The sequence below is a fragment of the Alcanivorax sp. HI0044 genome (assembly GCF_001634945.1).
Map to the genome: position 1 here is coordinate 1 of NZ_LWEZ01001770.1, position 10771 is coordinate 10771.

A 10771-nucleotide genomic window follows, 5' to 3' on the forward strand; every position below is an offset into this window, starting at 1 on the left:
CGGCCACCCCCCGGGACAGACCGCGCTCCACCAGCCACGCCACCACCGGCTCCCCCAAACTGATGGACGAGCTCCAGGCCGCAGAGACGACCAGAATGAAGAACAGGGAACCGAACAACATGCCGCCCGGCATCTGACCAAACGCCAGCGGCAGCGTTACGAACATCATGCCCGGCCCCTGGCCTACCTGCAGATCATTGGAGAAGATCAGCGGGAACATGGCCACACCGGAACCCAGCGCCACCAGCGTATCCAGCAGCGCAATAATGATCACCGTGGACATGATCGACACCGGCTTGGGCTTGCCCCCCTTCTTGCCGGCGGCCTCCCGGGGCATATACGCCCCATAGGCCATGATCGCGCCCATGCCCAGGCTCAGAGTAAAGAAGGCCTGCCCCACGGCAGTAATCACCACCTTGCCATTGAGCTTGGAGAAATCCGGCTCAAACAGGAACAAAAGCCCCTCCTTGAAACCCGGCGTGGTGGCGGCATAGCCCACCAGCACCAGCAGCAGCACGAACAGCAGCGGCATGAGGATCTCAACAGCCTTCTCCAGCCCCCCTTTCACACCACGGCCCACCACCACCATGGTCAGCACCATAAACAGGGTGTGGCAGCCCATCATCAACCAGGGATCTGCCAGCAACGCATCAAACCGTGCTCCGGATTGCGCCGCCGTAATCCCCTGAAAACCACCGGCCACCGCCTCCCAGGCATAATAAAGAGCCCAGCTGGCGACCACGGAATAAAAGGAGAGGATCAGGAATGCCGACAGCACCCCCATATGCCCAATCCCCGCCCAGCGCTGTGTCACCTTGCTCTCACCGGCAAGCTTGCGCATGGTGTTGATCGGGCTCAGCCCACCCTTGCGACCCAGCATCACCTCCGCGGCCATGATGGGAATCCCCACCACCGCAATACACAGCAAATACAGCAGCACAAAGGCACCGCCACCGTTTTCCCCGGTGATATACGGAAAGCGCCAGATGTTACCCAGCCCCACTGCCGACCCGGTTGCCGCCAGAATAAACACCCAGCGGCTGCCCCATACCCCATGGACCGACTTGTTTTCTTGCTTCATAACACCATTACCCTTGTTCGCGTGGCGGTATTGTCTTTTTTTTGGCAGGGCGGCTCAAGTGACCGCCAGCAACAGCACAAAGATGGTAAGCAGTCACTCACCCGGCACCGGCCACAGCAGACAAACCGCTATCAGCCACTCTCCCCTTGCTCTATAATCGCCGCCCTATGGGAAAAGCCAACAAGAAAGCCAAAGCACCGTCGGCCACCATTGCGCAAAACCGCAAGGCACGCCACGAATATCATCTGGAAGAGCACTTCGAAGCCGGCCTGGTATTGGAAGGCTGGGAAGTGAAGTCCCTGCGTGCCGGCAAAGGCAACCTGACAGAAGCCTACGTCTTGCTGAAAAACGGCGAGGCCTTCCTGTTCGGTGCCCGTTTCGAGCCCCTCAACACCGCCAGCACCCACGTTAACCCGGACCCGACACGCACGCGCAAACTGCTGCTGCACCGTCGTGAGCTGGGGCGGGTATTTGGCGGCGTACAGAAAGACGGCTTCACCTGCGTACCGGTGAGCCTGTACTGGAAGAAAGGGTTCGCCAAGTGCGACATCGCACTGGCCAAAGGCAAGCAGAAGTTCGACAAGCGCGCCACAGAGAAAGAGCGCGACTGGAATCGCCAGAAGCAGCGCATACTGCGGCAGAGATGACGCCGTAAAGAGGCGTCACGCCCTGCCGCCGGGCACTGTCTCAGGCTGTCTTGATTACGCCGTGTGGCGGGTATTTACATCCTGTGCACGGCTATCGCCACGCAGCTGCCAATACAATTGCAGCCAGGCGCGAAGCACCGCAGGCAGGAAGTAAACGGCGAACAGAATCACCGGAATCCGTGCTTCCGGGGTCGCCATATTCACCAGGTAAATACCTGCTGCATACGCAGCCAGCGCAAATACCAATTGCAACGCTCTGTAGAGCAGCGGCTGAGCCTTCAAAGGCGACAGTGCCTTCTCGGAAACTTGCCCTGCTGACCGAAAGATCGTGTTCATCATCCTTCTCCTTCAATGAACGACAATGCTTTGATCAGCGGCCTTCTTGATACATCAATCTCAAGGCTCGCTGTAAAGCCATTGTGTGGTACACAATATTTGAGCCAGATGCCCCTGGGTCGCTTATGGCTACCCGTTCACCTTTTGCTCAACCTCACCACTGGCCGATGTAACTTTGCCGTGGTGACACCGCTATAGTGCGCCCGAAAAATGACAGCACAAGCTTACTGGGTCGGATTGTCGGACAACAGATGTGTATTCAGGTAACACTTTTCACATTCTGATTACAAATGAACAATCTTCATGCCGCCCGCCACCAAGGCATGGTCAGTTCCGCCACCTCCGAACAACCCGCACGCGCACAGATTGAAATCGACTTCCCCACCCCCATCCCTTAGAATGAAGCCATCACAGGGGCCGACCTGGATTCGACGCCGGTACTGAATTCTGTGGTGCATGCCGAGAAGGTCACGAGTCTCGTAAATCATTTGTGGCACATTAAAGTAATCGCAAACGACGATTCTTACGCACTAGCAGCTTAAACCCTGCTTATCGCCAATCGACCCTGCCTGTGGGGAAGAGCGGCGAGCATCGCAACACAGGCTCGCAGCAAAGTCCGCCCCGGATGGCGCTGTTAAAACTCTTAGGGGCTCGGCTTTCACGTCCTGCCAGTTGGGCTGTGAAGGCTTAAATCAATAAACATGGCTAAGCATGTAGATCTGCAGATGGATTGCTGACGGACGCGGGTTCGATTCCCGCCGGCTCCACCAAACAGCAACACAGAAAAGGGCCACCCCGATGGGGTGGCCCTTTTTTTTATGCCGCTTCGCGGTTGCAACATGCGGCACGCAAAGATCAAAAACGGACTTACCACAGAGGGCACAGAGTTCACTGAGGGTGGATCTTGCTGTAGGAGCCCCACTGGAGGGGCGAAAAAGCCCAGGATCAAAAGCCCCTTCGTTCAGCAGGCTGAATCTCCCACCTAGCATCGATTTCACTCAGAGTGGAGCAAATTGCTGGAGTAGCGCATTCCCGTAAACCCGCGATGAACCCTATTTGTGCCGCGCGGCTTAAGCCTGAAGCTATTGATATTATCGTAGGGCGGAAATCGGCGGCAGCCGATCTCCGCCATTGATCCTGCTCCTCGCAAATTTTGTACGACACCACCAATTGCATTAAATTGGCCATACACACCCATAACCGAGCAAAGCATGGACAGACAACACGTCCTCAACATTCTGGCAAGCAGCAAGCCCGAGCTAGCTGCTCGCTTCGGCGTTACCGAACTCGCGCTATTTGGCTCCACTGCACGTGGCAACGCCACAACAAGCAGCGACGTTGACGTCCTTGTCGCTTTTGATGGCCCCGCTACGTCCAGTCGCTATTTCGGTGTGCAGTTTTATCTGGAAGACAGACTCGGCCGCCCTGTGGACCTGGTCACCAGCAAAGCCCTCCGCGCTGAACTCCGCCCTTACATTGAGCAGGATCGAGTCAATGTCTGAGCCAGCCAAAAGGGAATGGCGGTTTTACCTGAACGACATGACAGACTTTGCTTCGAAAGTGCTGTCCTACACAGAAGGCATGGAACAAGACGAGTTCGCGGAAGCGCACTGACCTACGATGCCACCCTCCGCAACCTGGAGCTTATCGGCGAAGCAGCAACACATATTCCTGACGAGATTCGCGCCTCACATCCAGAGACCCCTTGGCGAATGATCATCGCAACCCGTAACCGCCTGATTCATGGCTACCTCGGCATTGATGACGATACGCTTTGGAGTATTATTCGAGACAACATCCCCGAACTGCTGAGCAAGCTTGAGGCTTTCACCGCCGGAGATTAATGCAAGAATCTCAGAGCCAAACAGGTTCCTGGCTCATGAATCATCACCAAGAAGGCCTCGCCACGGGTCGTCAGAGACTCGCCTTTCGCCCTCATCCCGACCCTGCACGGCTATCTCTTGCTCCTCCCCGCTCCCAAGCAATGCCTGAACCGCCGCCAGCTTCTCTTTTGGCACCAGCACCAACTCGCTGTTCAGCCCCTTGGCAGTCAACGTCAGCGTATCCAGCCGGGGATTCCCCTTCGACTCGAGACGCTGGTATTGCTGCCGGGAAATCCCCACCCGCAACATCATGTCACTCTGCTTGAGCCCCAGCGCGAGACGGCGACTTTTCAACTGTTCCAGGAGAGAACGGATCATTGTAAACACACAAGTTGCTTTTTATTCATAAGAAACACATTAGTTTCCTGCAGCCAAGAAAGCAACGTATATGTTTCATTTTTAGAATAATCCGCACCGTCACCCCAGAGGCAACAGATAAGTTGCCCCAATCCAGAAAGGGCCGCGCCGATAGCGATGTCGCGCACGCGACAAAACCTGCCAACCGAGTTGTGTGGGGTTAAATCAATAGATTTGGGGATTGCTGACGGATGCGGGTTCGATTCCCGCAGGCCCAGGAACTTGCCTGAAAGCGATACCCCTCATTGGTTAACCTGAAAAAAACCAGATCCAATACTAGACGCACGAGGAAAGACCTGATCCCGAAGATTTACACTGATGCCCTTTACATCGTCGAGGAAGTGGATGAATCAAGAAATCACGTTAATTGGTTAGGAATTAAATTCACCGAAATTAGTGAAGTGCTGCTCTTGGGTTATACAAGGCGGAGGACAGGGAATGAACGGGGGAATTCCGCCACGATAAAAGTGCCCAAAGCTGCATTTCAGAAATTAACAGACCTACTACCAACCCTATAAGTCACTTCCAAGTATGAAGAATCAGATATCAACCACTCACTTACCAAATCGATCCCCCCTACAATATTATCGGAATCCTTACCCTTAATTGAACACTCCCAAACAATACAAACCCGCCATCCCATACGCGAAATCGCATTTAAATTCCTCACGTCTCTGCTCTTATTGGCCTCAATTTTCTCCCTCCAAAACTCCGGTCGCGTACTTGGCCACTTAAACAAATGACATTCATGCCCATGCCAAAAACAGCCATTGACCATGATTACTGCTTTATATTTTGGCAGAACGATATCAGGCTTTCCCGGCAGGTCTTTGACGTTCTTCCTGAACCTGAATCCCCTGCGATGTAGTTCCGACCGGATCAATATTTCTGGCTTGGTATCTTTCCCTTTGATACCCGCCATCATCCTTGAGCGTGTTGCCTTGTCGACCACATCAACCATAGCTACTCATCCAGATATTTTGCCTGCTTCTCCAGAACATGCTCGATAAAATCAGAAAGGCTCCACAGCCACTCTCGACTTTCCGGCTTATACGTTTCATGTATTGAGGTGGGGACAACAAGCTGCAGGTCGCTGGCTTCCATTTCATCAAGCTGATTACCGGATATACCCGGCTCCAGGGTCACAAGGTGCTTTCTTTTTATGCGACCAGCCTCAGAAAGCACCTGCCGCCAACGATCCTTGCAGGTAGATTTAGCCCCCAGGATAGTCAGCCCATTATCAGGAAAGTCATGATTTTCATACTGCGGAAGCCCGGGGAAGAGAAAATCGGGCTTTGATCTGTTCTCTGTTTCAGCCCCACGAATATGCGCCACCCCATTTTCCTTGAAGAGGAACTCAAGGTGGTTTTCGAGGGCATAACCCACACGGCTTTTTCGCCTGTTCTGGATGCTCAGCGAATAGGAAACAAACTGTTCCACATCCGAAAATCCGCTTTTCAGCTTTTCTTCAACAAAATGCCGTTCCAGCTGCCGGAACAGGGACTCCTCCCTATCCATCAGCGAGACAAGAGCAGTGTCAGGAAGCTTGACTGGCTGAATTTCAGGGCTCAGTTCAAGCGCAAGTGCCGAGAATTCTCTGGTTTTTGGGAAGGCGCCACCAAAGCGGGCAAGCATCAAGTCCAGATAGCGCGAATCATCCTCGAACAGCTCAATTCCAAGCTCATCCAGAACCCACCTGGCAGACCAGCTTGCCTTGATCTGGTTTTCATCAATGGTCTTTCCGGAAAAAGCATTTGTTGTACTATCAAGGCCAAAAAGCCAGCGTAACTGGGATTCTTCGCTACTTCCTTTGTCACAGAAGACAAGAATCAGCTCCTCCGAAGTGGTCTTTGCAATCAGAAAGAACATCCCTTCCGAAATCAGATCTGTCACTTCATTGGAAACGTAATAAAGCCTTAGCTCGGGACCGCGCCCACTCTTCCCCCTGCGAGAGTCATACCAGCTGACGACACCATCAACATTTGCACTTTTGTCTTTGTCTTCAGAAAGAAACATGAACCTGCAGGGGTATTTGTACGTCTCCTCACCCGGATCTCCCAAGAAGTGCTTGAATCCCGCTTTTACCAGCCCTCCAAACTCATGCTGATTGGATTTACCCGGGTCCGCATCCACTGCAGTGAGGTATTTCCAGGCAATCCCCTCAAAATACTGGCCTAGTTTTTCCATCCCGCCATTTTCCCCTTTTCTTCGAGCAATCTCATTTGCCCTTTGTCTGGCTGCTTTATCTTGTATTTTTTCTTTTTGCCTTTGACATTCGCATCAAGGATTCTTGAGTGCATTTCTCTGGCTACCGCCTCAAAGACCGGTACCGCTACTGAGTTACCAAACTGTTTGTAAGCTTGGGTATCTGAAACGGGAATGCGAAAATCGGATTCTCCCGGCTTGTCAAAGCCCATCAGCCGCGCACACTCTCTGGGAGTAAGTCTGCGAGGGTTTTTGTTCTGTCCTCTGGACAGCAGGATCTCAGAACCGTCTTTGTAATATCTGGCAGAAAGAGTTCTGGTCGGCCTCTTCTGCTTGCTCTCTACGAGCCCGAAACCAAACCCGTTGCCTGCAGCCTGATGCTTCTTCGCATAGTTTTGCAAATAAGCCCAGAGCTTGTCTGTCAGGATATATTTATCCGGGACCTTCTTGTCCACGATGTCTGCCAGTAGCGGCGCCTCCTCGGGAACATCAAGATCAGCCAGACTAAAGCCTTCTGAAATATTGAGATCCTTTCTGAACCCTACGATCACAATCCTCTCACGGTGCTGAGGAAGGAAATCAGCAGCATCAATCACCCTAGGGTCAGGCACATCGTAGCCCGCGTCATCCAGAGCCTTCAGGATCGTCTTGTAGGTATCACCCTTGTTATGGCTCTTCAGGTTTTTGACATTCTCTAGAAGAAACGCAGCAGGCTTCTTCGCCTGTAGGATCTTGCAGATATCAAAGAAAAGGGTGCCCTGAATTTTGCAGTCAAAGCCATGCGACCGGCCCAACGCATTTTTCTTTGAGACGCCCGCAATAGAGAAAGGCTGGCAAGGAAAGCCCGCCAGCAGCACTTCATGATCAGGAATAGACTGGTCAATATGCGGGATAAGGTATTTTTCGCTGACTCCTTCAGCCTCGGTGATCAGCCGGATATCAGTGTTCAGAACATGGTCATGGTCGTCGAAGTGGTTTGCCTGGTAAGTGCGCCTTGCCATGTCATTCCACTCGCTGGTGAAGACGCATCGACCACCGACATCCTCAAATGCCTGGCGAATACCTCCAATCCCGGCAAACAAGTCGATGAAGCGGAACTGCTCATTGCCCACGAACTGGGTTTCAAGACGACCGGTCGGAAGCAATTCAGAGATAAGAGCATTTCTTTCCAGACTCCTGAGGTTGTGCTCCATCCCCTTCTTCAACCAGCGATTGACCGTTACCCGGTCAACTTCCAAAACATCAGCCACTACCTGCTGACCCCATATTTCTACTGTTTTTTCAATCAGTTGGCGATCATCAAGGTTATCGTACAGGGTGGTATCCATGGCTTCCTCTGGGTCAATTATGTTGCAAACGCTACAGCATAGCCCCAGATAATAACACACACTGACCACATGAACAGTACAGGGATGTTACCCCATCATCATCAACCATGTCTTGTATGACGCTCGCTACCATCTCTGCTCCGCCTGTCTGTCCAACCGCCTGAAAGACAACACTATCTTTACGCCGCCCCACCCCAGCCCTAAGCTGAAACCACCATCACAAACGGATAACAATAATGAAGCTCGCCACCCTCACGCCTCCCCTGGAAGCCCTGCACGCTTCCTCTAACGACATTCTACTGGTCTCCCTGATCAGCAGCGACGGGATGCCGGTAGTGCACTTTGGTGAAGGGCTGGATTTTGACGAGCAGAGCGCGTTGTTCTTTGAGATGAAGAAAGCCTGTGACCGGGTGCTTGAGGGCCTGAAACTGGGGGATAGCGAGGAGGCTTTCATCCGTTGCCGGGAAGGCTGCATCAGCATTTGGCCGGTGAACGATATGGTGTTTGCCTGCCTGGCCAAGCCAACCACTAACTCCCAGCGCATGCAGATGCTGGTGTGGAAAACGGTTTCCCGGTTGAGGGGACTGGTTTAGTCGACGGTATCTTCACGACCAGTTCTCATTTTCCCTTCTTGCCTTTAAAAGCGGCGCTTACAGGCCGCTGAACCCCTTTCAAAACAACAAAAAACTACACCCTGCCCATGGAGAGATACACGGCGTTTCCCTAGCGTTCTGACACTAACGTACTGGAGGGAACGCAATGCCACGATCGACATTCAAGGCCGCCGTGTTGGCCGCCGTTCTGGGGGGCAGCGTGCTGTCACCCGCCTGGGCCGCCGACGATAACAATACCCCCGCCATGGGGGAGATCATCCAAAACCAATACATTGTGACCCTGGCACCGAATATCACCGAGCAACTGGGCCTCACCAGCCTGACCACAGCTATTCAAACGCTGCTGGCCGGTATTGGTGGGGGCGAGGTGCTTTATACCTATGACCATGCCTTGCTGGGCATGACCGTAAGATTGACCAACCTGCAGGCAAACTTGCTTGGTATTCTGCCCGGTGTCATCTCGGTTGAGCCGGACCGCATGGTGACCACCGTAGCCGTGCAGAGTAACGCCACCTGGGGCCTGGACCGGGTCGATCAACCGGCCCTGCCGCTGGATAGCAGTTTTCAGTATCCAGACAACGGCGGGCGTGATGTGAACATCTATGTGGTGGATACCGGCGTGCGCACCACACATCAGGAATTTACCGGCCGAGTACTGCCCGGTCGCAATTTCGTGAGCTCCGGGGGTTTCCTGTTTGGTGGCAGTGTTAACCCTGACGACTTTGAAGACTGCAACGGCCACGGCACCCATGTAGCAGGCACCGCTGCCGGCAGCACTTATGGTGTGGCGAAACAGGCCAACGTGGTGCCGGTACGTGTACTGAACTGCTACGGCAGCGGCAGCACCTCTGCGGTTATCGCCGGTATCGACTGGGTGGCCGGTAATCACCAGAAGCCCGCCGTGGCCAACCTGTCGCTGGGCGGCTTTACCTCCACCGCACTGGATACCGCCGTCGCCAACGCCGTCGATGCTGGCGTGACCATGGTGGTGGCGGCAGGTAACGATAACGCCAATGCCTGTAATGGCTCGCCTAACCGGGTGCCCGAAGCCTTGACGGTCGGTGCGACTACCCGCCAGGACCAACGTTCCTCCTTTTCCAACTTCGGCGCCTGCGTGGATCTGTTCGCACCGGGTAGCGACATCACCTCGGCCTGGTATCAGTCAGATACCCAGACCGCCAGCCTGAATGGCACCTCCATGGCCGCGCCGCATGCCGCCGGTGCGGCTGCCTTGTATCTGGGTGCCAACCCCAGTGCCACTCCCGGTGCTGTGAATGTGGCACTGGTGGACGACACCGTCACCGGCGCCATCAGCAATGCGGGCAACCAGTCGCCCAACCGTTTACTGCAGATCACTCAGCAGGACGGCTCCGGGATTGACCGCCTGCCGACCGCAGCCTTCACCGCGGATTGCGCGGGCACGGTTTGTGAGCTGGATGCCAGCGGCTCCAGCGATGATGTGGCCGTAGCGGCCTGGGACTGGACCCTGGGGGACGGCAATGTGGCCAGTGGCGAACAGATCACTCACGACTACGGAGTGGATGGCGAATTCACCGTGACCCTGACGGTCACCGACACCGCCAACCAGACCGGCAGCACCGACCAGACCGTAAGCGTGGGAACAGAAACCTCCCCCTGCCCGGACTGCACCCGCTATGAAGGCCAGCTGAACAACGGTGGCTCTGCGATCCTGCCGTCCAACGGTTTCAACTTTTCCGGCGGGCAGATTGACGCCTGGCTGTATAGCCCGGCGGGCGCCAGCTTCACCGTGACCCTGCAAGCACAAAGCTGCTTCCTGTTCTTCTGCGGCTGGAACAACGTGACCACCGCCAGCCCACAAGGTGGTGTAGCCGAGATCCATACCAATGTGAACAGCGGGTACTACCGCTGGCAGGTACAGGCCCAGAGCGGTGCCGGTGCCTATACGCTACTCACCAATCCGTAAGTTTTTCTGCCTACGGTTTCGCCGGCGTCAACCTCCTGGTGCGCCGGCTTTTTTGTACCTGATAAAGAGGAGCATCATGCTTCACGCTGCAAGCAACACGGCGAAAACAGCCCGTGATCACCTTAACTCATAACGCATCCGGGTCCGCCAACAACGATTCCGCCCGCGCCAGAATGGCATCCACCTTCGCCGTATCCATCCGATTCAGATTCCCGTAGATCATTTTCATGCGATGATTGCCGGCAAACTGTTTGCGATGGCGATGAATAAAGTGCCAGTAAAGGCTGTTGAACGGGCAGCTTTCGGATTCGCTGGCAGTCTTTACGTTGTACTGGCAGTGCTTGCAATAATCCGACATGCGATTGATGTAACTGC

General features: G+C 54.4%; 11 protein-coding genes, 1 other RNA gene and 1 pseudogene. 6 read left to right on the top strand and 7 right to left on the bottom strand.

Annotation, left to right across the window (positions count from 1 at the left end):
* Positions 1–1081: sodium-dependent transporter (locus A3730_RS26500; RefSeq protein ID WP_063539308.1), on the bottom strand; the 1081-nt coding region annotated here is incomplete at its 3' end.
* 167 nt (positions 1082–1248) lie between these two features.
* Between A3730_RS26500 and smpB the strand changes: the two genes are divergently transcribed.
* Positions 1249–1728, top strand: coding sequence for an SsrA-binding protein SmpB (gene smpB / locus A3730_RS26505; protein ID WP_063521317.1), 480 nt, complete (start codon positions 1249–1251; stop codon positions 1726–1728).
* A 54-nt stretch (positions 1729–1782) separates the two neighbouring features.
* Here the strand turns inward: smpB and A3730_RS26510 are convergent, their stop codons facing one another.
* The gene (locus A3730_RS26510; RefSeq protein ID WP_063521316.1) at positions 1783–2067 is read right to left on the bottom strand and encodes a hypothetical protein; all 285 of its coding nucleotides are present in this window, start codon (positions 2065–2067) and stop codon (positions 1783–1785) included.
* A 410-nt stretch (positions 2068–2477) separates the two neighbouring features.
* Here A3730_RS26510 and ssrA point away from each other — a divergent pair.
* The 3 genes from ssrA (at position 2478) to A3730_RS26525 (ending at position 3908) form a co-directional block, all read left to right on the top strand.
* Positions 2478–2834: a transfer-messenger RNA gene (gene ssrA, locus A3730_RS26515) on the top strand.
* Between the two features lie 441 nt (positions 2835–3275).
* Positions 3276–3566, top strand: coding sequence for a nucleotidyltransferase family protein (locus A3730_RS26520; protein WP_063520631.1), 291 nt, complete (start codon positions 3276–3278; stop codon positions 3564–3566).
* A 15-nt stretch (positions 3567–3581) separates the two neighbouring features.
* Positions 3582–3908, top strand: a complete 327-nt coding sequence (locus tag A3730_RS26525; protein ID WP_231880663.1) for a DUF86 domain-containing protein — start codon at positions 3582–3584, stop codon at positions 3906–3908.
* Positions 3909–3941: 33 nt separating this feature from the next.
* Here the strand turns inward: A3730_RS26525 and A3730_RS26530 are convergent, their stop codons facing one another.
* From A3730_RS26530 to dcm, 4 genes are all read right to left on the bottom strand, one after another.
* Entirely contained in the window at positions 3942–4265 is a 324-nt protein-coding gene (locus A3730_RS26530; protein ID WP_063520632.1) for a helix-turn-helix transcriptional regulator, read from the bottom strand.
* Positions 4266–4788: 523 nt separating this feature from the next.
* Complete coding sequence (locus A3730_RS26535) at positions 4789–5265, bottom strand: very short patch repair endonuclease (protein WP_063520633.1); 477 nt, start codon at positions 5263–5265, stop codon at positions 4789–4791.
* Between the two features lie 2 nt (positions 5266–5267).
* Positions 5268–6491: a type II restriction endonuclease gene (locus tag A3730_RS26540; protein ID WP_063538968.1), complete on the bottom strand. Its 1224-nt coding sequence runs from the start codon at positions 6489–6491 to the stop codon at positions 5268–5270.
* Positions 6479–7837, bottom strand: a complete 1359-nt coding sequence (gene dcm, locus A3730_RS26545; protein ID WP_063521488.1) for a DNA (cytosine-5-)-methyltransferase — start codon at positions 7835–7837, stop codon at positions 6479–6481. The genes A3730_RS26540 and dcm overlap by 13 nt, the downstream gene beginning before the upstream one ends.
* Positions 7838–8073: 236 nt before the next feature.
* Here dcm and A3730_RS26550 point away from each other — a divergent pair, with 236 nt between their 5' ends.
* On the top strand, positions 8074–8430 hold the full coding sequence (locus A3730_RS26550; protein ID WP_063521489.1) for a hypothetical protein: 357 nt from the start codon (positions 8074–8076) through the stop codon (positions 8428–8430).
* Positions 8431–8596: 166 nt separating this feature from the next.
* Positions 8597–10396, top strand: a complete 1800-nt coding sequence (locus tag A3730_RS26555; RefSeq protein ID WP_063521490.1) for a S8 family serine peptidase — start codon at positions 8597–8599, stop codon at positions 10394–10396.
* A gap of 127 nt (positions 10397–10523) precedes the next feature.
* Here A3730_RS26555 and A3730_RS32295 read toward each other — a convergent pair.
* Positions 10524–10771 (bottom strand): annotated as a pseudogene (locus A3730_RS32295) (cryptochrome/photolyase family protein); the annotation flags it as partial.

Bases quoted from the DNA above. Each gene is read 5' to 3' on its own strand.
- smpB (WP_063521317.1), top strand. From the start codon at position 1,249: ATGGGAAAAGCCAACAAGAAAGCCAAAGCACCGTCGGCCACCATTGCG.
- A3730_RS26510 (WP_063521316.1), bottom strand. From the start codon at position 2,067: ATGATGAACACGATCTTTCGGTCAGCAGGGCAAGTTTCCGAGAAGGCA.
- A3730_RS26520 (WP_063520631.1), top strand. From the start codon at position 3,276: ATGGACAGACAACACGTCCTCAACATTCTGGCAAGCAGCAAGCCCGAG.
- A3730_RS26525 (WP_231880663.1), top strand. From the start codon at position 3,582: ATGGCGGTTTTACCTGAACGACATGACAGACTTTGCTTCGAAAGTGCT.
- A3730_RS26530 (WP_063520632.1), bottom strand. From the start codon at position 4,265: ATGATCCGTTCTCTCCTGGAACAGTTGAAAAGTCGCCGTCTCGCGCTG.
- A3730_RS26535 (WP_063520633.1), bottom strand. From the start codon at position 5,265: ATGGTTGATGTGGTCGACAAGGCAACACGCTCAAGGATGATGGCGGGT.
- A3730_RS26540 (WP_063538968.1), bottom strand. From the start codon at position 6,491: ATGGAAAAACTAGGCCAGTATTTTGAGGGGATTGCCTGGAAATACCTC.
- dcm (WP_063521488.1), bottom strand. From the start codon at position 7,837: ATGGATACCACCCTGTACGATAACCTTGATGATCGCCAACTGATTGAA.
- A3730_RS26550 (WP_063521489.1), top strand. From the start codon at position 8,074: ATGAAGCTCGCCACCCTCACGCCTCCCCTGGAAGCCCTGCACGCTTCC.
- A3730_RS26555 (WP_063521490.1), top strand. From the start codon at position 8,597: ATGCCACGATCGACATTCAAGGCCGCCGTGTTGGCCGCCGTTCTGGGG.